This window comes from Cupriavidus sp. PB-02, from assembly GCF_058252315.1.
Window position 1 is genome coordinate 976,826 of record NZ_JBXPSX010000003.1, and the last position, 20,035, is coordinate 996,860.

The 20,035-nt window shown below is 62.3% G+C and carries 23 protein-coding genes and 3 pseudogenes; 13 read left to right on the forward strand and 13 right to left on the reverse strand.

Annotated elements, in window-relative coordinates:
• Positions 1-183: 183 nt before the first annotated feature.
• Positions 184-1,137, forward strand: coding sequence for an N-acetyl-gamma-glutamyl-phosphate reductase (gene argC, locus AC10V3_RS39035; protein WP_349604854.1), 954 nt, complete (start codon positions 184-186; stop codon positions 1,135-1,137).
• A 189-nt stretch (positions 1,138-1,326) separates the two neighbouring features.
• On the opposite strand, the gene AC10V3_RS39040 is transcribed toward argC, so the two are convergent.
• Entirely contained in the window at positions 1,327-1,770 is a 444-nt protein-coding gene (locus AC10V3_RS39040) for a PA2169 family four-helix-bundle protein (protein ID WP_349604855.1), read from the reverse strand.
• A 699-nt stretch (positions 1,771-2,469) separates the two neighbouring features.
• The gene (locus tag AC10V3_RS39045) at positions 2,470-3,789 is read right to left on the reverse strand and encodes an IS110 family RNA-guided transposase (RefSeq protein WP_349604857.1); all 1,320 of its coding nucleotides are present in this window, start codon (positions 3,787-3,789) and stop codon (positions 2,470-2,472) included.
• A 663-nt stretch (positions 3,790-4,452) separates the two neighbouring features.
• Between AC10V3_RS39045 and AC10V3_RS39050 the strand changes: the two genes are divergently transcribed.
• Complete coding sequence (locus tag AC10V3_RS39050; RefSeq protein WP_349604859.1) at positions 4,453-4,701, forward strand: hypothetical protein; 249 nt, start codon at positions 4,453-4,455, stop codon at positions 4,699-4,701.
• Between the two features lie 266 nt (positions 4,702-4,967).
• Here the strand turns inward: AC10V3_RS39050 and AC10V3_RS39055 are convergent, their stop codons facing one another.
• Positions 4,968-5,099, reverse strand: a complete 132-nt coding sequence (locus AC10V3_RS39055; protein ID WP_367576155.1) for an IS1096 element passenger TnpR family protein — start codon at positions 5,097-5,099, stop codon at positions 4,968-4,970.
• A 240-nt stretch (positions 5,100-5,339) separates the two neighbouring features.
• Here AC10V3_RS39055 and rpoD point away from each other — a divergent pair, with 240 nt between their 5' ends.
• Positions 5,340-7,370: an RNA polymerase sigma factor RpoD gene (rpoD, locus tag AC10V3_RS39060; RefSeq protein WP_349604861.1), complete on the forward strand. Its 2,031-nt coding sequence runs from the start codon at positions 5,340-5,342 to the stop codon at positions 7,368-7,370.
• Between the two features lie 61 nt (positions 7,371-7,431).
• Here rpoD and AC10V3_RS39065 read toward each other — a convergent pair whose 3' ends face one another.
• From AC10V3_RS39065 to AC10V3_RS39080, 4 genes are all read right to left on the reverse strand, one after another.
• A complete protein-coding gene (locus AC10V3_RS39065) occupies positions 7,432-7,608 on the reverse strand; it encodes a cold-shock protein (protein WP_349604863.1) in 177 nt (58 codons plus the stop codon).
• Between the two features lie 163 nt (positions 7,609-7,771).
• Positions 7,772-8,488: an MgtC/SapB family protein gene (locus AC10V3_RS39070; protein WP_490924686.1), complete on the reverse strand. Its 717-nt coding sequence runs from the start codon at positions 8,486-8,488 to the stop codon at positions 7,772-7,774.
• Positions 8,489-8,764: 276 nt separating this feature from the next.
• Positions 8,765-10,201, reverse strand: a complete 1,437-nt coding sequence (locus tag AC10V3_RS39075) for a carbohydrate porin (protein ID WP_349604866.1) — start codon at positions 10,199-10,201, stop codon at positions 8,765-8,767.
• Between the two features lie 484 nt (positions 10,202-10,685).
• Entirely contained in the window at positions 10,686-10,940 is a 255-nt protein-coding gene (locus AC10V3_RS39080; protein ID WP_349604868.1) for a hypothetical protein, read from the reverse strand.
• Positions 10,941-11,267: 327 nt separating this feature from the next.
• Here AC10V3_RS39080 and AC10V3_RS39085 point away from each other — a divergent pair, with 327 nt between their 5' ends.
• The 8 genes from AC10V3_RS39085 (at position 11,268) to AC10V3_RS39120 (ending at position 16,289) form a co-directional block, all read left to right on the forward strand.
• Positions 11,268-11,603, forward strand: coding sequence for an ArsR/SmtB family transcription factor (locus AC10V3_RS39085; RefSeq protein WP_349604870.1), 336 nt, complete (start codon positions 11,268-11,270; stop codon positions 11,601-11,603).
• Positions 11,600-12,082 carry an ArsI/CadI family heavy metal resistance metalloenzyme gene (locus AC10V3_RS39090; RefSeq protein WP_349604872.1) on the forward strand — a complete coding sequence of 161 codons (483 nt, stop codon included), beginning with the start codon at positions 11,600-11,602 and terminating at the stop codon, positions 12,080-12,082. Before AC10V3_RS39085 ends, AC10V3_RS39090 begins: the two co-directional genes overlap by 4 nt.
• Before the next feature lie 9 nt (positions 12,083-12,091).
• A complete protein-coding gene (locus tag AC10V3_RS39095; RefSeq protein ID WP_349604873.1) occupies positions 12,092-12,586 on the forward strand; it encodes an arsenate reductase ArsC in 495 nt (164 codons plus the stop codon).
• A gap of 41 nt (positions 12,587-12,627) precedes the next feature.
• Positions 12,628-13,122 (forward strand): arsenate reductase ArsC, encoded by a 495-nt coding sequence (locus tag AC10V3_RS39100; protein ID WP_349604875.1) that lies wholly within the window; start codon positions 12,628-12,630, stop codon positions 13,120-13,122.
• 5 nt (positions 13,123-13,127) lie between these two features.
• A complete protein-coding gene (locus tag AC10V3_RS39105) occupies positions 13,128-13,832 on the forward strand; it encodes an aquaporin (RefSeq protein ID WP_349604876.1) in 705 nt (234 codons plus the stop codon).
• 94 nt (positions 13,833-13,926) lie between these two features.
• Positions 13,927-14,349: an arsenate reductase (glutaredoxin) gene (arsC, locus tag AC10V3_RS39110; RefSeq protein WP_349604877.1), complete on the forward strand. Its 423-nt coding sequence runs from the start codon at positions 13,927-13,929 to the stop codon at positions 14,347-14,349.
• Entirely contained in the window at positions 14,346-15,110 is a 765-nt protein-coding gene (gene arsH, locus AC10V3_RS39115) for an arsenical resistance protein ArsH (RefSeq protein ID WP_349604879.1), read from the forward strand. Before arsC ends, arsH begins: the two co-directional genes overlap by 4 nt.
• A 9-nt stretch (positions 15,111-15,119) precedes the next feature.
• Positions 15,120-16,289: an MFS transporter gene (locus AC10V3_RS39120; protein ID WP_349604881.1), complete on the forward strand. Its 1,170-nt coding sequence runs from the start codon at positions 15,120-15,122 to the stop codon at positions 16,287-16,289.
• A 66-nt stretch (positions 16,290-16,355) separates the two neighbouring features.
• On the opposite strand, the gene AC10V3_RS39125 is transcribed toward AC10V3_RS39120, so the two are convergent.
• Positions 16,356-16,568: a GDCCVxC domain-containing (seleno)protein gene (locus tag AC10V3_RS39125; RefSeq protein WP_349604882.1), complete on the reverse strand. Its 213-nt coding sequence runs from the start codon at positions 16,566-16,568 to the stop codon at positions 16,356-16,358.
• A gap of 136 nt (positions 16,569-16,704) precedes the next feature.
• Here AC10V3_RS39125 and AC10V3_RS39130 point away from each other — a divergent pair.
• A pseudogene (locus AC10V3_RS39130) lies at positions 16,705-16,863 on the forward strand (IS256 family transposase); the annotation flags it as partial.
• On the opposite strand, the pseudogene AC10V3_RS39135 reads toward AC10V3_RS39130, so the two are convergent.
• Positions 16,851-16,940 (reverse strand): annotated as a pseudogene (locus tag AC10V3_RS39135) (transposase); the annotation flags it as partial. The pseudogenes AC10V3_RS39130 and AC10V3_RS39135 sit on opposite strands and share 13 nt — an antisense overlap.
• A 322-nt stretch (positions 16,941-17,262) precedes the next feature.
• On the opposite strand from AC10V3_RS39135, the gene AC10V3_RS39140 reads away from it, so the two are divergent.
• A complete protein-coding gene (locus AC10V3_RS39140) occupies positions 17,263-17,532 on the forward strand; it encodes a hypothetical protein (RefSeq protein WP_490924371.1) in 270 nt (89 codons plus the stop codon).
• Positions 17,533-17,636: 104 nt separating this feature from the next.
• On the opposite strand, the gene AC10V3_RS39145 is transcribed toward AC10V3_RS39140, so the two are convergent.
• The 4 genes and pseudogenes from AC10V3_RS39145 to AC10V3_RS39160 all read right to left on the reverse strand — a co-directional run bounded on the left by AC10V3_RS39145 (position 17,637) and on the right by AC10V3_RS39160 (position 19,614).
• Positions 17,637-18,320: a hypothetical protein gene (locus AC10V3_RS39145; protein ID WP_349604884.1), complete on the reverse strand. Its 684-nt coding sequence runs from the start codon at positions 18,318-18,320 to the stop codon at positions 17,637-17,639.
• A 383-nt stretch (positions 18,321-18,703) separates the two neighbouring features.
• Positions 18,704-18,847: a hypothetical protein gene (locus tag AC10V3_RS39150; RefSeq protein WP_490924372.1), complete on the reverse strand. Its 144-nt coding sequence runs from the start codon at positions 18,845-18,847 to the stop codon at positions 18,704-18,706.
• 25 nt (positions 18,848-18,872) lie between these two features.
• A pseudogene (locus AC10V3_RS39155) lies at positions 18,873-19,246 on the reverse strand (DUF1016 N-terminal domain-containing protein); the annotation flags it as partial.
• A 119-nt stretch (positions 19,247-19,365) separates the two neighbouring features.
• Positions 19,366-19,614: an H-NS histone family protein gene (locus AC10V3_RS39160; RefSeq protein ID WP_042876374.1), complete on the reverse strand. Its 249-nt coding sequence runs from the start codon at positions 19,612-19,614 to the stop codon at positions 19,366-19,368.
• Positions 19,615-20,035: the final 421 nt, after the last annotated feature.

Genomic DNA, 20,035 nt, shown 5'->3' on the forward strand with positions numbered 1-20,035 from the left:
AAGGGCGTATCTGCTGACGAGGATATCGTTCAGGAAACGTGAATTTGATCGTCATGAAATTCAACTTTTTCGATTCTATCCGGTAGCGCAAGATGGCGCTTCCTGTACCGGCCGCACCAACGCAGAGCTGATCCTGCACGGGCCGGGGCCGCCACTTTCACGCCACCTCCGAGGATCCATCCCATGCGCTACCCTCTTGTTTTCATCGACGGCGACCAGGGCACCACCGGCCTGCAGATCCACGAACGCCTCCGCGGACGCGACGATCTGCGCCTGCTGACACTGCCCGCCGGCCAGCGCAAAGATGCGCGCGCCCGCGCCGACGCCATCAACGGCTGCGACATCGCCATCCTGTGCCTGCCGGACTCCGCCGCACGCGAGGCGGTGACGTCCATCGTCAACCCTGCGGTGCGTGTGATCGACGCCAGTTCGGCACACCGCACGCAGCCCGGCTGGACCTATGGCTTTCCGGAGATGGCCGCCGGCCAGGCGCAGCGCATCACGGGCGCGCTGCGCGTCAGCAATCCGGGCTGCTATCCCACCGGGGCGATCGGCCTGCTGCGCCCCTTGGTGGAGGCCGGCCTGCTGCCGCACGACTACCCCATCGCCATCCACGCGGTGTCGGGCTATTCGGGTGGCGGCCGCACCGCCGTCGATACCTACGAGGGACCGGAGGCCACCCGGGCCCTGCCCTTCCAGGTCTATGGCCTGGACCTGGCGCACAAGCACACGCCTGAAATCCAGCAGCACGCGGGCCTGGCACGGCGCCCCGCCTTCGTGCCGGCCTACGGCGCCTTCCGGCAAGGTATCGTACTGACGGTGGCGCTGGAGTTGGACCTGCTGGCATCCGGCACGGACGTCGGCAGGCTGCACGCCTGCCTGCTCGACCACTACGCCGACGCCCGCCATGTCGAGGTGATGCCGCTGGCCGAATCGGCCGCCGCCACTCACCTCGACCCGCAGGCACTGAACGGCACCAACGACCTGCGCCTGGGCGTGTTCGCCAACCGCGAGCACGGGCAGGTGCTGTTGGCAGCGGTGTTCGACAACCTCGGCAAGGGTGCTTCGGGGGCGGCAGTGCAGAACCTCGACCTCATGCTGGCGGGGGTGGCGGCGGAGGTTCGCCGGGCCGCCTGACGTCTACCCAGGGTAATGGCGGTCGTCGCAGCCGGACAGGCCCGAGTTCAACCGTGTCGCCTTCCAGGCGCGTTACTTAAGGCGGCGCAAGCTTCGGCGTCGAAAAAAGAAGCGGGCCGGCAGCTTGTCGGCTTCCGGCCCGCCTGGTGCGATCGGGTCAATCAGGCGTGATTCAGCGCGTCAGTGAATCTACATGCCACGCATGGCGTGGATGCGTTCGTGATACTTCTGCATGCCCTCGTACTGACGCAGGAGCACCGAGCGGATTTGCTCTGGCATGTCTTTCGTCAGCGCCGAGCGGTACTCGCGCCTGGCGGCCTCTTCCTCGCGCTCGCACAACTGCAGCACCGCGTCGTCGTTGTGCGGCGCGATGATGTGCATCACCTCCATCCAGCCGCGATGCATCGTGCCGGCCATGGAGCCACGGTCACGCGGCACCGCGCCCAGGGAGCTGACCAGGGCCTGCAATTCGGTCACCGAATTGCGGCAGGTTTCGGCGGTGCCGGTCAGGATGCTGCGCATCTCGGCGTCGTACACTTCACGGGCGCCGGTCATGCAAGTGAGTTCGCCGTCCTTGCCGACTTCGATCAGGTGGTTCAGGGTGAAGACGAGTTGTCCTTGTGCGTTGGCCATTGAAAATCTCCTTGCCCGAATCGAGGCAAATGTGAACCTAAGAGGACATCCACGCCGGGCGGGTAGTGCCGGGCTGGCTCACGTGGGATTGGCCACGATCAAGGTCTCGATTCCCGCTATTGGCGTGCACCACCGTCGAGCGCGAGTCTCGCACTGTCGCAATCTCAGTATAGAAGCGAAGCAGGGTCGGCCAGGGGGGTGCCAGTGGAGAAGCACTTCAGCTATTGCCGAACAAACCATGCCCCAGGCAATGGAATCCCTTCTTTTGCCCCAGTCCGGGCGCACGCGCGGGATTGCGCATTGGCAACTTGCCCCGAACACCACCAGCGTGGCCGCAACGGAATCGCTTGTGCCAAGCGCGATCGCTCAGCGAACGGCCGCCCAACCAGAAACTGGCCTCCGAGGTCATGACAAGTTGTATGGCTGCAACGGGTCGATCTGGGACCGCCGCAGTTTCGCGGCAGGCATCCGTCCGAGTCCGGCCAGTTTGAGCAGTCGGCCGCCAGTCTTCAATGACCGAGTGGGCCAATAGGCGGGCATCCGGGTCCCGCCTATGTGAGGTCCAGTGAGCAGTCATGAGCGGTCATTCGGATGTCGGCATTCATCGGTGGCCATAGACAGGCATCCTTCTGCCACATGAGAGCAAGCATGGTGCCCCCAATCGAAATCCGGCTCCTGAGAAACAGATGAGGGCCGGCGCTATGCAGGTGCCACTGTCGCAGGCGTGATGGCGAAGCCGAGGTCGGCGGCGCGGCGGCGCAAAGCGGCATTGGAGCGCTGGCGCTGCTGCTCCTCGTACTTCTGCTGACCCTGGTCGACGAAGGCCTCACCGCGCGTGAGCATGAAGTAGATCATGCGAGCGAGCTTGTGCGCGACGGCCGTATTGGCGCGGGGCTTGTCCATGCGCGCGCACAGGCGCCGGTAGAAGGCGCCCAGCGCCGAACGGTTGCGCGACAGACTCATGGCCGCGAGCTTGAGCGCCTGACGAACGCGGTTGGTCGAGCGTCGCGTGCGCGCCGACAGGACCTTGCCACCGCTGATCTTGGTGCCGGGGCACAGCCCGAGCCACGAGCAGAAGTGCTTGACGTTGGCGAAGCGGCTCAGGTCCGGCCCGATCTCCGACAGCACCGTCAGCACCGAGGTGACCGCCACGCCGTTGATGCGGGTGAGATCCACGCCCGCCCAGCGTGCGAGCGCCGTGCGTAGGTCGAAGCTGGGCGTGTTCTTGCCGCGCCGCTTGCCCGGTCCCCGGAGTTCGACCTCGTGACAGCCCAGTGGCGCCTCGATCTTCGCGTCGCACTCGATGATGCGCTGGGCCAGACTGTCAAACATCGCCAGGGCCTGCGCCAGTACGAACAGGTGCTCCTCACGCCAGTTGCCCGTCAGCGCCTTGATGATGTCCTCGGCGCTGGCCTTGATGCGGCTGTGGCGGTGCCGGGCCAGCACTTTCGGGTCGCGCTGGCCGGCCACGATGTCGCGGATGATGGCCTGGCCGGTCATACCCATCACGTCGGTGAGCACCTCCGTGAGTTGAAGGTTCATCTGCACCAGCGCCTTTTGCATGCGCTGCACCCAGCAAGCTTGCTCCCCGAGCAGCACTTCGCGCTGACGCACGACGGCGCGCACCACGCAGACCTCGTGGTCGGGGCGGAAGGCGCCGCGCAGCAGCCCCAGGCTCATCAGCTTCTGCAGCCACTGACAGTCGAGCACATCGCTCTTGCGTCCGGGCACGTACTTCATCTGCCGCGCATCGACCAGCCATACCGTCAAGCCGTGCTGCTCCAGCACTTCATACACGGGGATCCAGTAGACCCCGGTCGACTCCAGCGCGACCGTGTCCACGCCGCACGCCAGCAGCCAGTCGGCCACCGCGTTGAGGTCGTCGGTCATCGCGCCGAACTCGCGCACCGGGTCGTCCGTCGCATGGCGGGGCACGGCGACCCAGTGGCTCGACGCGCCCACGTCGATCCCCGCCGCATTGGGAAACACCACGTCGTCGTCTCGCTTGCGCATGGCCATGGCTTGCTCCAAGATCGTCAGTGAACGGCAGCGCCATGGGAAGCGTCGAGAATCGACTCGATCTCCTGAACGGGATGCGCATCGCTGCGCTCACCACTGTCGGCGACGATTCCCGGACCATGCTCTCAAGCGGGCTCGCTATAGCTCCCACCATTGGTGTGTCGGTCATCGCAGCGCTGCCGTTCCCGTTATAGGGCAGAACCGTTTCTTCACGAACGCCGGGCGCATGCATGGGCTTGGGAGGCTCAGAAGTTCTCCGAAATCAGGACTCCCTACAACGAGCGCGTGGCCGCTCGTCAGCCTCCGCAGTCGACCTGTCCCTATTCTGCAGACGTTCGTGCATCGTCTCGCAGCGTATCAACATCATTGTCGCAGGCTCCTCGTCTGCGCCGGCGTCGGCAGCCTCCGCGGCGCTGCGCAGATATACTTGCCGGGAGACGATGGCGACGATCACGATGAAGGCGCCGACGCCGACGCCGACGCCGAAGGCCCGGGCCAAAGTCGGAAGGTATCGTGCCATGGAAATCCTACCGGATAGCAGGGGAATGGTAGCGAGACTACACGAAGCTGCCACGAGTCTGTGCTACGCCATTGCACGATTGACACCGCCTCCGTTTCGCCGTAGCGAGGCCGGGGCCCTTCAGTAACACCGCACTGGGCCGGATGAGCATGCCAAAGACGATCACGCCCTTACCGCGCGGCCAATACTGGGCCACACCCCACGCCCCCTTTCCGCTGGAAGGTCCGAACGGCCATGACGAAGTCTTCCCTGGCGCCCACTGCGTCAGCGATGGCAAATGGGTCACTTTTTACAAAGACGGCGAAGAAGTCTGGGCGTGCAATGCCAGCTATGCCGCAGCGCATTTCGACTTTGCTGCCGTTTCGAGCGCCAGCGCATCGACGGCCGACTGAGAGGGTCGCCGCGTCGTTAGACGTCCACCGTCACCCCTTCAACATATCCTCACAGAAACCTGTCTCGGCGCCACCCGACGGCGGCCCTCATCGGTTTCGCTCAGCCGAATGCAAAGCTGACACTTCGGATTGTAGATATGAAGGAGGGCGTCCTTCAGTTTGGGCCAGCTTCATGCCTGCGACAAGCATCCCGCCGCTGCCAGTTCCTCCATGGTCAGCCCATAGTCCGCCATCTGGTCCTGATCCAGCGGATCGCCTCCGCCCGCTCATGGTTGGCCGAGCCGAGCCAGCGTGACGTGCTCAGGAATGAGCAAACGCCGCCAGACCGGCGGGCTCAAGCCGCTCAGAGCAATTCGAAGTTGCAGGACGGAGGTCGCCGGCCCAGGATCGGAAGCCATGCGCGCATTGTAGGTGCCTCATTGGCCTCTCAGCAGAGGTCCGGTCGTCCACCCCCGCTTTGGCGCGGTCTCCTCAACGAAGCCGTAGCCACCGCATATTGCGCCGCACAACGTCGGCTGGTATTATTCACAATCCCCCCATTCTGCGCACATCGGATTCCGCGAGAGGCATTCAGGCCTCGACTGTCCGTGCGTCATTCCACGATTTCGTTCGTTCCCCGACAGGCTTGACCAGCCGTCATGTTCGCGACGATCGTCGGCCAACCTGTCGAGGAGAGTGTATTGGCAAATCCAGTTCGCGACGATTCAGCATCCCGCACGATCGCGGTCACGTCAAAGACCGGCCGCCGCTCTCCAAAAAGAAAGATCCAGGTGGTCGCAACACCGCTGGACATCGCGTCCATGGCGCGCCAGGACGAGGAGCGTCAACGCCAGATGCGCGCGCTGATCGCGCTTGGCCGTGAGCGCGGCTATCTCACCCACTCGGACATCAACGATCACCTGCCCGACAACTTTACGCAAACTGCTGCGATGGAGACGATCGTCAGCACGTTCAGCGACATGGGGGTGGCCGTGTACGAGCAGACGCCGGACGCGGAGACGCTCCTGTTAAGCGACGCCGCGCCTGCCGCGGCATCCGACGATCAGGCGGACGAGGAAGCGGAAGCTGCACTGTCGACCGTCGATTCCGAATTCGGCCGCACTACTGATCCAGTCCGGATGTACATGCGCGAAATGGGCGCCAGTGAACTGCTGACTCGCGCCGGCGAAATCGAGATCGCAAAACGCATCGAAGGCGGCCTGCAGGACATGATTCAGGCGATCACCCCGTGTCCGTCAGTCGTGTCCACGATTCTTGCCGATGCGGACCGCATCGTTGCCGGCGAACTGCGTATCGACGAACTGGTCGATGGCATCAGCGACGACGTGAACGAAAGCGAAATGGCGCTAGAGTCCGATGAAGTTCAAGTGGAAGCAGACGCCTCCGACGATGACCCGGAAGGTGATGACGCTGAAACGGTCGCCGTGGATCCGGAGAAAGCGAACGCAGCCCGCCTCGAACAACTGACGATCGACAGTCTTGCGATTTTCGCGCGCGTGCGTGTACTGTTCGAGCAGTTGCCGGATGCACCCGTTACTGGGAAAGCCCGTTCCGCAGCCGTTGCGCAACTGCGCTCGGAGATCCAGCGCGAACTAGGACCGATCCGCTTTACGGCCAAGACTATCGACCGCCTGTGTGCAATTGTGCACGAACAGGTTACCGAGGTTCGTGCGATCGAGCGCAGCATCCTGGAGATCGCCGTCGACCGTTGCTGCATGCCGCGCGAGGCGTTTGTCGAGTCGTTCCCGGGCCACGAGACCGACCTTGAATGGGCCAGCCACATGGCGGCGACTTCGCGGCAGTTTGGCGCGGCGCTCGAGCGACATCTGCCGGCCATTCAGGCCGGCCAGCAGAAACTCATCGACATCGAGGCCAGGGTCTCGCTGCCGCTCCAGCAGCTCAAGCGGATCAACCGCCAGATGAGTGCCGCGGAGTTGAAAATGCGGCAGGCCAAGCGAGAGCTGATCGAAGCGAACCTTCGTCTTGTCATTTCAATCGCCAAGAAATACGTGAACCGCGGCATGCAGTTCCTGGATCTAATCCAGGAAGGCAATATCGGCCTGATGAAGGCGGTGGACAAGTTCGAATACCGGCGCGGCTGGAAGTTTTCGACGTACGCCACTTGGTGGGTCCGGCAGGCTGTCACGCGTGCGCTTGCCGATCAGGCGCGGACCATTCGTGTACCGGTCCACATGATCGAGATGATCAACAAGCTGAATCGGATTTCGCGCGAATTCCTGCAACAGACGGGACAGGAAGCACATCCCTCCGTCCTCGCCGAGCGCATGGAGATGTCCGAGGAAAAAGTGCGCAGTATTCTCCGGAGCGCGAGGCAACCTGTCTCGCTCGAGACCCCTGTGGGCGACGACGCCGACGCGACGCTCGGTGACATGATTGAGGATGTCTCTGCGAGTTCACCGGCTGAGGCCGCGATTCACGCGAACATGCGCGCCGCGATCGATGAGGCACTCGACGGGTTATCTCCTCGCGAGGCCAAGGTCCTGCGGATGCGATTCGGGCTCGATACGACCTCTGATCGGACGCTTGAAGAGGTCGGCAAGCAGTTCGACGTGACCCGCGAGCGGATCCGTCAGATTGAGAGCAAGGCGATGCGCAAACTGATGCATCCCAGTCGCGCTGACAAGTTGAGGCCCTTTCTCGAGCGTTGATCAAAGGCGGAGGCGCGCGCCCCCTTTCGACGCCCTGCTCCAGACCCGCAGCGCAGGAAACTTACAGCGGTTTGATGCTCGCTGCTTGCTTCCCCTTGGGGCCCTGCTTGACTTCAAAACTGACCTTCTGGCCCTCCTGAAGTGATTTGAAGCCGTTTCCCTGAACCTCGGAGAAGTGCGCGAACAGGTCATCGCTGCCGGCGTCCGGCGTGATGAACTCAAAACCCTTCACATACATCGACCGGTTGAATCCGCAGCCCCCTCACCGGACGCCCGGCGACCTGAAGCCGGATGCCCGCCAATCCGCGGCCATTGCGGACATGACTGGTTAGCAATTGCCGCTCCAACTTCAGAAAGACTCTGTGATGGCCTTTCGCCAACATAGGTCGTGCCGCAGCAATTCACTCAGTGGTGCTGGGGCTCCAGAAGGCCTGACTGACAGCACTGGATTCTGCTAGCCGCGCGACAACGTGATCGAGCTTTTCCCCGTCTACCGAGGTCGCCATCAGCACGGCCTCGATCTCCACGTCGTCGGTACCAAAGGCGTGAACCACTAGGTCGCGGGTGGGATGATTGCTGTCCTCCAGGACCTCATCCAACAATCGCATTGCCTCCTTCTGGCGCTCCCGCGGTGCGATGACATAGACGGTATTGGTGACCTCCACGGCGGGGGTATCGATGGGCTGACGGTTGATGCGGTCGACCACGGGACGCAGCAGCGTATTGGCAGCCAGCACGAATAGACATCCAACCGTAGCCTCCAGAAGCAGGTCCGCGCCGGCACACGCACCTATGGCTGCCGAGCCCCACAGGGTGGCAGCGGTATTGAGGCCGCGCACGTTTCCTTCTTCCCGCATGATCACGCCGGCGCCAAGGAAGCCGATTCCCGAGACCACGTAGGCGACGACGCGCACGGCACCATCGTGCCCTCCCAGCCGGTTGGCCATATCCACGAAAATGGCCGCGCCGACCGCCACCAGCACATTGGTGCGCAGGCCGGCGGTACGTTGGCGGTACTGTCGTTCGTAACCGATTACCGCACCCAGCACGAATGCCGCGGCCACGCTGATGCTGGTATCGAGCAGCGAATCCAGATTGATGTTTTGGATGGCTTCAATGTTCATGTTTCACTCGAACTGGTCAGAGTCGGGCTCAAGGTGAGTTGCGGCATGAATTCATTTGCCATGGGGCTTCCTTTGCCGACTGCTGGTTAAACGGGAGCCCACGGAGCCTGTGCTAGCAGCTAGGTCAGAACAGTCTCGCGAGCCATTGGATTCACCACCCTGCCAGCCGGGAAGCCGGCTGCTACGGGCAGTTGGCAGGCGCAGCGCAGCGACTAGGGTCGTCGTCCATGATCGTCCCTCCTGTTCACAGGGAAGTTATCGCTCTGCGACTCAGAACTCGGCGTGGAACCGAACGCCATAGAACTTGGCCGGCCCCCGATCCCGGTTGTAGCCGGGGTTGCGGATGTACTGGGCATTCGGGCTGACGCTGAAGTACTTCAGCAACGCCAGGCTGTAATAGACCTCGAGCACTTGTTCCGGCCCGTAGCGCAGCGCGCCATCGCCGAGGAACGCTCCCAGACCGCCGGCGGCCAGGTAGTCCCGGTGCGGTGATCGCAGCATGTTGACGGCCATCGCCACCCCGAGTTCGTCATTGGGCCTCCCCCAGGACGTGCCATTTAGCGTGCCGCCGCCGGCGATCTGCTTGCCGATCTCGGTAAAGGCGTAGGTTTCCGTCTTGTCGTCCGACATATTGGCGCGGAAGAACACGCCCAGCGAATCATTGACCTCCTGCAGCAACGTAATGCCCACGCCCACCTTGGCATGTTCCGCGCGCACGTCGGTAACGTCGGGCGTCACGTTGTTGGCCTGCCCGAATGCGATGGCATCGCTGAACTTGCCCATCTTCGCCTTATTGCGCCAGAGCAGCAGGCGCGCGGCCCCAGGACGGCCAGCCAGGTTATAGCGCTTTTCCAGCTCAAGGATGTCGCCATAGTGCTCAAACATCCGTGTGTCGAGCTTCAGCCCGTTGGATTCCAGCGGTTGCAGGAAATGGCCAAAGCGCGCCGACCAGCCATCGCCAACGTACTCCAAGGACACGCCCCAGTTGTAGCCGCGCGCGTCGGCGGGATAGTCGAACGAGCCATGCGTCAGCGATGACCAGTTCAGGAACTGCGTGCGCGGGTCGGAGCCGTAGGGGTTCAGGTCGAAGACGTCGAGTACGCCGAAGTTGCCGGCGGTCAGCACGACGCGCTGCTTGTCGACGGTTCGCGCGAACTGGTTGAAGTCGGCATCGAGCTTCTCCTCGCCGCCACCCAGGCCCCACGTCTGGCGGACGAAGGCGCGGGCCCGGTAGAACGTGGGATTGGTGCCCGACGACTTGGCCAGTTCTCCGTTGGTCAGGCCTCCCAGACCGTGCAGGCCGGAGAATGGCACGCCCTGCGAGACCTCGGGGTTCAAGTGGAACTCTGCCCCTTGCCACAGGCCCAGGCCCAGATCGAGCGTGCTGGTGAACGAATAACTCTTGGCCCGTTCCGTGCCGAGGCTGTGCTCGCCCGAATATGCCGCGCCAACCGATGGCTTGCGCTGCCAGATATAAGTGGCCTGCCCATGGAAGGCAAAGCGGTCCTCCATCGGATCCGATGCCGTATTGCGGGGGGCAACGCCGGGAGTCGGCTGACTTTCACTGGCGTCCTGGGCATGCGCCGGTGCCAGGCCAATGCCGAGCAGCGCCAAGGCCAGCGCCGAGAGCGTGCGGTGCGACCAACGGGTGCCCTTCAAAAAGGTGAGGGCGGAGAAGGCAAACTGAAAACAGGTAATGAACGACATGAGACCTCCCTCACGCGCTTCTATGGCGCGTGTAGGCTCGGGGCGGCTGCTCGTGAAGGCCAAAGGACGAGAGCGAACGTCGCCCGCGGCTGCCTTCTCAGTACAGGTCGCAAACAAAAATCGGGAGGTGGTCACGCAGAGAACCTGCATGGTTGCCACTACCCGCCGGTAACGGCTAGGCAGTGGCGAGATGTCGCCTTGACTGACTAGCCGTTCAGAGATCGGCGCACCGCCGACTAGAACAACAGTCCATAGGGAGAACCCTTAGTGATGACGGAGCGGAGGATACCAGATGGTTTCATCGGCCCACAAATTGTTTTTCCAGCCTCTCGGCCGCTCGCGGCATTTCTGCTACAACGCTTCTCCGGCGGGCAAGCGAAAGTAGAGGAAGGCGCGACGTAGAGGGCGGAATTGCACGCTATCCAGACCGCAAGCCGCTCCAAAAAGTTACTATGCGCCACCTCCATGGCTGGCCTTATCCCGGTCAGTTGGGGGCCGCGTCGTTCCGCACCGCCTTCTGTTCCTGCTTGCCAGCCATATCCGGCTGCGTTTGCTGCCTTGTTTCTTCCCGCCCCTTTCTCCGTTCGCGCTTGCGGCCCTCGTATTGAGAGATGGACTTGGCGCCTTGTGCTGCGGAAGCCTCAGGGCCCCGGCTTGTGGGCGTTGTCGGGGTCGCAATGACAGCGCACGGGAACGCGGCCTGCCCCGCGATCAGGATGCTTAACAATAAGCTGCGCATGGCGATTCCTGTTTCCAGTCACCGCACAACTCCGGTACGAAGCAAGCGTCAAGCAAGGGTGCAGGTTGATGGCGTGGCACGGTCCCAACACAGTCCCCTTGTGCGGCGCGTTGAGAGGGTAGTTCACGCGCCGGCAGTATTCCCCCCAGTTCCCTGCCGAGAGCCGACGAACTTCAGTGGAAACCAGCTCTATCGCAGAGGCGGGCGTCCTGATGCGGGGAAAACGCCTGTAAGCGGACACCAAAGTTCAGACCGCCCGCACTTTCCCCCCTATTGGTCACAGAAATTTCACTTTACAGAATTCCATGATTCGAATATCGTCGAAACATGGAAACCGATCACGCCCTGGAAGCGCTTGCCGCGCTCGCCCATTCGATACGCCTGTCCGTGTTCCGGCTGCTGGTGCAGGCCGGCCCCGCGGGGCTTCCCGCCGGCCGAATAGCCGAGTTGATGGAAATGCCGGCGTCATCTCTCTCCTTCCACCTGAAGGAGTTGCACCGCGCCAGGTTGCTATCCAGCAGGCAGGACGGTCGCTCGATCATCTACATGGCCCATTTCGAGACCATGAACGCATTGCTGGGTTATCTCACGGAAAACTGCTGCAGCGGCAATCCGTGCTCCCCTGTGTCCAACTGTTCCGTTGCCTCGGAGCCCAAATCATGAAGCGCTTCCACGTGCACGTCAGCGTCGCCGACCTGTCTGCGAGCATTCGTTACTACTCTGCCCTCTTCGCAGCCGAGCCAACGGTGGTGAAAGAAGACTATGCGAAGTGGATGCTGGAGGATCCGCGCGTGAACTTCGCCATCTCGGCGCGCGGCGCGGAGACTGGAGTCGACCACCTCGGGTTTCAGACAGACGATGCGGCCGAGTTGGCCGAACTGAAGCAGCGAGCCGAAGCGGCCGACATGGCGCTGCTCGACGAAGGCGAGACCACTTGCTGCTATGCGAAAAGCGAGAAGTACTGGGTCACGGACCCACAAGGCATCGCCTGGGAGCACTTCCATACCTTGGGCAATGTGCCGGTGTACGGCGAATCCCGAAAAATCGATGCTGCTGGCCAGGAATCGGCCTGTTGCGCCCCCCGCGCTCCGAAGGGCAAGCCGATCGGCATCGCGGTCAACTCCACGCCCTCCTGCTGCTAAGGGTGCGCCATGAGCGAAAAGACCTACAACGTGCTGTTCATCTGCACCGGCAATTCGGCACGCTCGATTTTGTCGGAAGGCCTGATGAACCATCTGGGCAATGGGCGCTTCCGCGCATATTCGGCCGGCAGTCATCCGACTGGGGTGGTAAATCCCCTTGCACTGGCGGCGCTGGCACGCCACGGCCTGGACACCAACAGCTTTCGCAGCAAGAGCTGGGATGAGTTCTCACAAGACGGGGCGCCGAAACTCGATTTCGTCTTCACGGTGTGTGACAAGGCAGCGGGCGAAGTTTGTCCGGTATGGCCAGGCCAGCCGATGACAGCTCACTGGGGCGTCCCTGACCCGGCTGCCTGTGAGGGTACCGAGGCCCAGAAGCAGCAAGCCATCAACGACGCAACCATTACGCTCAAGCGCCGTATCGAATTGTTCCTGTCATTGCCGCTTCCGAAGCTGGACGCCGTCGCGCTTCACAAGGCTGTTCAGGACATCGGGAAGCAGTGACACGCATTCCGAGCCGCACCCCAACTATTTCGTAGCGCCCCATGACCACCAACGTATTGATTTTGTGTACCCACAACTCGGCCCGCAGTGTGCTGAGCGAGGGGATGTTGAACCATCTGGCCAAGCAGTTTGGCCGCGATGTGCGCGCCTTTAGCGCCGGAAGCTCGCCCAGCGGGCGCATCAATCCATTCGCCATCGAGGTGCTTGGCAATGCTGGCGTCGACGTCAGCGACTTCTACAGCAAGAGCTGGGATGAATTTGTCGGCGCGAGCGCCCCTGAGATGCGGGTGGTCATCACGGTGTGCGATAGTGCGGCCGAAGAGGAGTGCCCGTATTGGCCGGGCAGCCCGGTGAAGGTGCATTGGGGCTACCCTGACCCGTCGAACACGGAAGGCGGCGACGAAAAGAAGCGACAGGCATTCGAGCTGACCCGGCAGGCCATCGGCTACCGCATGCTGCAACTGCTGACGCTGCCGCTCGACACGCTGAGCAATGCGGAACTGCAGGACCATCTCAACCGTATCTCGCAAAGCTGAGCGTCATGGTCGATCTGCGTAACAGACTTGGCGCCGAAGCCTTGGGAACGGCGCTGCTGCTGGCCATCGTCATCGGCTCCGGCATCATGGCCGAGCGGCTTGCCGGCGGCAATGTCGCCGTCGCCCTGCTGGCCAACACGGCCGCCACGGTCGGTGGCTTGTACATCTTGATCGAAGTCTTTGGCCCGATCAGCGGCGCGCACTTCAATCCAGCCGTCAGCGCGGTCATGGTGGCGCGAGGTGAACTGCCCGGCGCGGCGCTGCTGCCGTACATCGGCGCCCAGCTCGCGGGTGCGGTACTCGGAGCGTGGCTTGCCCATGCTATGTTCGACATGACGATCCTGCAGCTTTCTACCAAGGTCCGCAGCGGTCCTGGGCAATGGATTGCTGAAACCGTTGCGACCGCCGGCCTGCTTTTGGTGATTCTGCGCGCGCCGAACGGACGCGCCTCCGCCATGGTGGCGGCCTATATCGGCTCGGCATACTGGTTCACCGCATCCACATCGTTTGCCAATCCCGCAGCCGCGTTCGGGCGCATGTTCAGCGACAGCTTTGCCGGCATCGCACCGGCGAGCGTGCCGGGCTTCATGCTGGCGCAGTGTCTCGGCGCGGCCATCGGACTGGGGCTGCACCGGCTGCTGGAGCCGCGTGCGTTACCACACGGCCATCCCAACGTCATCGAAGCATCCGGCGAACACCAGGTGGACTGACGCCGACTGGAACCTGGGCGCCGCTCTTGCCGCCTTGGTTGGAATCCTTATTCAACTGCTCGCAACCAGATACGAACCGAATCCGGGAATCGCCATGTCCGTCACCATCTATCACAATCCCGCGTGCGGCACATCGCGCAACACACTGGCCATGATCCGCAATGCGGGCATCGAACCGAACGTCATCGAGTATCTGAACACCCCGCCTGACCGGCAGACGTTGCAGCAGATGATCCGCGATGCGGGCCGCACGGTTCGTGAAGCCATCCGCGAAATGGGTACGCCCTACGCCGAACTAGGCTTGTCCGATCCGTCCCTGATCGATGAGCAGTTACTGGATGCGATGCTGGCCCATCCGATTCTGATCAACCGGCCGTTCGTCATCACGGAGCGTGGCGTGCGACTGTGCCGGCCTTCGGAGGTTGTACTCGACATTCTGGCTTCACCACAGCAAGGCGCCTTCACCAAGGAGGATGGCGAAGTTGTCATCGACGCGCAAGGACGGAGGGTCAAATGACCATGGATCTGCCCAATGTTGTCCCGGCCGTGCTCGATACCCCGGACCTGTACAAGCTGGAACCGTCACGCGTCAGCACGCATCCGCCGCGCATCCTGCTGCTCTATGGCTCGTTGCGCGAGACGTCTTATAGCCGCCTGCTCGTGCACGAAGCCGAGCGGATCCTGCAACATTTCGGTGCCGAGACTCGCGTCTTCGATCCGCGTGACCTGCCGGTGTGCGACAGTGTCCCCGCGGATCACCCCAAAGTGGTCGAGCTGCGCAAGCTCTCGGAGTGGTCGGAAGGCCAGGTGTGGTGCAGTCCCGAGCGGCACGGCACGCTGACCGCGGTTTTCAAGAACCAGATCGACTGGCTCCCTCTGGAGATCGGAGCCATTCGACCGACTCAGGGTCGCACGCTCGCCGTCATGCAGGTCTGCGGCGGCTCGCAGTCGTTCAACGCAGTCAATGCGCTACGCGTGCTGGGGCGCTGGATGCGCATGGTGACAATCCCGAACCAGTCCTCGGTAGCCAAGGCATACCAAAAGTTCGACACGAACGGCCGCATGAAGCCGTCTTCCTACTATGACCGGGTAGTCGACGTCATGGAGGAGCTGTACAAGTTCACGCTGCTCGTGCGCGATCGCAGCGACTATCTTACGGACCGATATAGCGAGCGCAAGGACGCGGCGCCGGCGAACGTTACCGCGCTCGCTGCGGCAGCCATGAGCCATGAGCCGGACGCGCAGGTCAGCGACACGGATAGCGGCGAAGTCGAATAATAAGCAGCCATGGAGCCAACGAATAGTGTGATCGCCAGGCTGGGTGTGGCCCAGACGCTGGCATGGGGCTCCACTTACTATCTGCCGGCCATGCTGGCCACGCGCATGGCCCGGGATCTCGGCGTCGCACCGTCCATGATCTTCGCGGCGTTCAGCGCGGCGCTGATCGTATCGGCGCTGGTCGGCCCCGCCGCGGGCAGGATGATCGATCGCACCGGCGGGCGCTGGGTGTTGGTCGCTACCAGCCTTGTTTTTGCTGCCGGGCTGGCGGGCCTTGGCGTCGCCCAAGGTGTGATTGGACTCTTCGCCGCCTGGCTCGTTCTCGGTATCGGAATGGGCGCGGGCCTTTACGAAGCTGCCTTTGCTACGCTCGTCGCGCTCTACGGCAACCGCTCTCGGGGCGCCATCACCGGCATCACCCTGATCGCGGGCTTTGCCAGTACGGTCGGATGGCCCTTGTCGACCTTCATGGAATCGCACATCGGATGGCGCGGCGCCTGTCTTGCCTGGGCCGCGCTACATTTGACCTTGGGGCTGACGCTCAATCTCAGCATGCCCCGCAGTACGGCAGTTGACCCACCACCCGCCAAAACTGCGTCCTCGCTGGCTTCTAATGACGGCGCGCCTTCTCAGCGTCTTGCATCGTTCGCGCTCGCCTTTGTCTTCGCTGCGACCTGGTTCATTAGCACCGCCATGGCTGCACACCTGCCGCGATTGCTACAGGCAGGCGGTGTGACATTGGCAACTGCTGTGATGGTCGGTGCGCTGATCGGCCCCGCTCAAGTGGGTGCCCGGATACTCGAGTTCGGTCTGCTGCGCAAGATTCATCCACTGCTTTCCGCCCGCATCGCTGCTGCCCTTCACCCCGTGGGTGCTATTGCGTTCGGCGTTGCTGGCGCGCCTGCTGCAGCCTTGTTTGGGGTGCTGCATGGCGCGGGTAATGGCATCCTCACTATCGCTAAGGGAACTCTGCCGCTCGTCATCTTTGGCCCCAACGGCTATGGTCATCGACAAGGCATTTTGATGGTTCCCGCTCGCGTGGCCCAAGCCCTTGCGCCATGGCTCTTCGGAGTCTGCCTGGATGCTTTCGGCGCCCAAGCTCTTTGGCTTTCGTCAAGCCTTGGCGTCGCCGCAATCATGATGCTTTTGGTCATCAAGCAAGTGCATGGACTGCAGTAGTCCAATGGACCATGGGATCGGTTACTGCCACTACTCCTGAAGCCCCATTGCTCGCTCTTCTACGTTTCAGTGGCAGCGCCCATTTTTCTGTTGGATCGGTGGGCACTTGACTGTACCGTACGAGCAGAACACACAGCAGTCACCGGGCGTCGGCCGCAATACTGCCCCGCAGTTGCCACACTCGTAATAGAACTGGCAAGCATTCGTGGGCATGAGTTCCTTCTTTGCGAAGCCGCAGTGTGGGCAAGTAAGGATTGATTCAAGCTGAATCTCGTTCATAGTGGTTTGGGCCAATCGGTCACACGTCAACAGTTTATGCCTGTTCGGTTGGCATATTGCCGCCGCATCCGAACGAAGCGGTGGGGCCTGTACGGGATTTTGTGTGTAGGGCATAACATGTCGAGAAGGAGCATGTATGCCACGCAAACCAAAAGCCACACCCCGGGACCTTCCGAGCATCCCCAAGGAGCTAATTGATCAGCTCGTCAAAGGTCCGATGACTGCTGAGGCGGTGCAGGATGCCGCCATGGCGTTCAAGAAGGCCCTGATCGAGCGGGCGATGGGCGCGAAGCTGCCGTCGCGGTCCCGCGGGATCGCCAGGCGCAGCGGTCCCGTGTCGGTAAGCACCGTCTTGGCGCTGGAGCCGGTGCGCTGGACGGTGGCAACAGCCCTCACCTGCCCCTGCCATAACGAAGTCCCAGTAGCTTTTTCTGCGATCGGGCCTCATGTTAAATTTGCGTCATATTTTGACGTTGTACGCGCTCGGCCGAGCTGAGCCAGTCCTCGCCTTATCCAAGGAACCTTACGACGACACGTCATGCCGATAAACGCCAGTTATCGGCAAAGGCAACTATGGCAAACGCCGCCCTCGGGCGGCGCGCTGCCCCGAGCCCGAGGTGCGGAGTCCTCTCTTCCGTCCATCGTGGACGGCGAGCACAATCAGGCAGACGCTTGTACGCAGGAGGACTGCCCCGTGCGCATCACCACCGTTCGGCGCCAGCTCGAAGCCCTTGGAATTCATTGCCGCGATCGCATCGAAGATGAGGCGCGCGATGGCATCCCGGTCATCAACGACAGATTGCATGTCAGCGTCTCCCATTTGGAAGCCGGGATGCATCTGGTTCAGCGCAATGCCGACGGCAGTTGTCTCTTCTATCCTGAAACCAGGTCGATGGCGGAACTCGCTGTCCAAATTCGGGAGGCCTTGGGTCGCATGGGCGAGCCAGGTCGCGCAAGAGCTTGATCCTCTAGATATGCGCCGGATCCAATTCCCGAATCATCGCAGCAACGCTCTTCGCATTGAGATCCGTGCCATGTGAGAGCAGTGTGGCGTGCAGCGAAACGAGTTCACGCGCGTCTCGCGCGCGGGTCGGCCTTGGCGTGTTCGATCGCCTTAAGTGTTTCTGAGTCGAGCACTGCTTGGGCGTCTGACGGAATGGCAAACAGTTTGCCGTCGATGTCATGGACATGTAACTGCTCATGGGTGACAGCATCCGTCACCAGCGCGCGGCCGGTCAGGCGCAAGGCGGCTTGGAGATGTGACTGTCCCGAGACGATCCGGTAATTACGTCCTTCTGATCGTCTCACCACCGCGTCAGTGGGGATCTCGCTGAGCTCGATAGCGCCGAATCCGGGGAGCGACATTTCCTCGATGCGATTCTTGATGCAGGCGACCATCACGGCCGCGCCGGGGCGCTCGGTTGCCGCAAGCCGTTCATATTGACCGAGGAGGATGTTGGCCTTCTCGATTGAGGGCGTCGTATAGACAAAGGATTGGATGGCGGTCGGCGGGCGAGTCAACCGGGTCGCCATGATTGCGAATGCCCAGTCTCTCTTGTAGTTGCAGTGTGGGCAAACCCAGCCGTACTTGGTGGCAATCAGGATGCCAGGAGCGCCACCTTCGACTCCGTGGCGATGATCGGCGCTGTTCCTGCAGGTGAAGGCGCGCAGAACCGGGCCGCCGAGGCAGACCTGGTTCTCGTTGAGCTTCTGGACCTGATCGTCGGTGAACGGTGCGCGAATGTAACTCATGGCATTTGAGAAGGCAGCTTGGGCGTGGCGTCGCTATCGCCGCGCAGCCGGCACCCGCCACGCTCGGGAGTTTGCCCGGAGGCTAACAGAAACTCTGGGCGCCAGGACACACTGCGGCCGCCGCGTCCTTCCAGTTTATGCCCGGGAGAAGGTCTATGTTGCTTTGGCCGGGCCCGAACCTTTTGTGTGCTGCCCGACCCTAAATCCATTCCGCGCTTCCTCGAATCGAAGCAACCAGGACAAATCTGCCCGTCCTGCTCGTGGCGGCGGGGGGACGAAAGCTGCCGTCCCCTTTGCCTCGCCCAGGAATCTGGCCGGCAGATACGTGCCCGCAGACCACGCACCGGAAGCACGTTACCGGCGCCCTGGGGCCCAGTGCCGCGTCAACGGCCGCGACCTTTGGCGTTGTCGATGGCCACCCGGTTCGCCGCGTCCAGAGCAGACTGCGAATCGTCGGATACAGCAAACTGCCGACCATCGACTTCGTGCACGTGCAGCATTTTCCCGGTGGCTGCGCGACCAGCCATGCTCGGCGGCCTCCTTGGCATATCATTCGCGCAGTTCGTTGGACTACAGTTTGTCCAGCAGCGTGCAAAGGTGGAACCAGGGCAATTGTGCAGCAGCCTGCTGCACAAATTACCCGCTCGGCCAAGCCTCGGCAAGCGCGCGCATGTACTTGAGGTTGCGCGGCGAAAACCCTCATGTCCGGAAACGTCGCCCGCAGATCGCGTGCGAGCCGGTCTATCACCTGGGCTGCCCATCCCTTCTGTGCTGCCGCTCGAGGATGTCACGTCCGATCTGCCAATAAAGCGTCACGAGTTCCCGGTGACCGAGAGGACCGCACACTGGCGTGCCTGCTCGACCCGAGTTTTCAACCCAGCGAGCCAAGCGGTGTAATCGGGGGAAGGGAGCGTTGCGTCCGGCATTCGGTTGGTTTCGGATTGCGGGCCGGCGGCGCCGGTCTCCCCCTCATTATCCGGGTCGGTCAGCTGGCGAGCAATGCAAGGTCCAGGCCGTCCCATAGGATGGGACCGCCGCGAGAATACTACCCAACCTGGAAATGTTCCACGTTCTGCCCGGCGTTGATCGCCCGCTGCAGCCAGTCCGGCATGGCGCCCCGACCGTCCCAGCCCTGCCCCTGCGCGTTGCGGTAGCGCACCGCCCCTAGCGATGGCGCCGGCGGCGGCTCGGCAAAGCAGCCGGCGGCCTGCAGGTCGGACAGGCTCAGCCCATGCTGGGCCATCTGGATGCGGATCCAGGTGATCGCTTCCGCGCGCTCGATTTCGATCGACATGATGCAGGTGAATAGATTTTGAGGAGGCGCAGGATCCAGCGTCGCGCTGTCGTTCGGAAACATTAGACGTCAAGCTTGTTCCGGGGATTGCTGCTACGAAGATCCGCGCCGGCGGGAGGACAAGGTGGCCTATCTGCTTAAATTTTAATCAAATCCACAGATCGCGCACTGGACAAATCCTCGCCCTCAGACGCCCCCCTCAGGCTGGCCCCGGAGCGATCGTTCCTTGCGATAAATCTCTTCAATCGGCGTTTCGCGCAACATATCGCGATCACCAAGGAATCGGATCCAGTACATTATCGCCCCCTCAATGACAGCACGTGGATCAAGCCAGTCGTCGCCATCGACGATGAACCACGATGTCTCTGCGGCACGAACCTCGCCTGGCCCGAGAATGAAGGCAGTCGAGACTTTGGGGTCT